General features: G+C 50.1%; 2 protein-coding genes. Both read right to left on the reverse strand.

Annotation, left to right across the window (positions count from 1 at the left end):
- Nucleotides 1-244, reverse strand: a 244-nt coding sequence (locus E0L21_RS24760; RefSeq protein WP_045514860.1) for a flagellin N-terminal helical domain-containing protein, incomplete at its 3' end; no start/stop codon positions are given.
- 184 nt (nt 245-428) lie between these two features.
- On the reverse strand, nt 429-537 hold a 109-nt coding region (locus E0L21_RS24765; protein ID WP_268886888.1), incomplete at its 5' end, for a flagellin.

Raw genomic sequence — 537 nt, forward strand, 5'->3', positions numbered from 1 at the left:
CCAGCGCGCCTTCAGCGGTCTGCGCCAGAGAAATACCGTCGTTCGCGTTACGTGCAGCAACGGTCAGGCCGTTGATGTTGGAAGTAAAGCGGTTAGCAATCGCCTGGCCAGCAGCATCATCTTTTGCACTGTTGATACGCAGACCGGAAGAGAGACGCTCGATCGAGGTGCCCAGAGAAGACTGAGATTTAGTCAGGTTGTTCTGGGTCATCAGCGACAGGGTGTTAGTATTAATAACAGCCATGATAATTATCCTTCATTGAGAAATTTATATTCCGGTAAGCGCCAGCGGCTTCATCACCGTCCTAATTGTTATCGACGGGGTTAACGAACTCTTTAGGAGTTTTTTAATTTTTATTCGTCTTATTTTTCAGGCAAATAAAAAAGCGCCGACAAGCGGCGCTTTTCTGCTACTACGTAATCTGCGATTAACGCAGCAGGGACAGCATGGTCTGCGGAACCTGGTTGGCCTGGGCCAGTACGGAAGAACCAGCCTGCTGCAGGATCTGCGCGCGGGACATGTTCGACACTTCAGTC

The sequence above is a fragment of the Kosakonia quasisacchari genome, assembly GCF_004331415.1.
In the GTDB taxonomy this organism is placed as follows: domain Bacteria; phylum Pseudomonadota; class Gammaproteobacteria; order Enterobacterales; family Enterobacteriaceae; genus Kosakonia; species Kosakonia quasisacchari.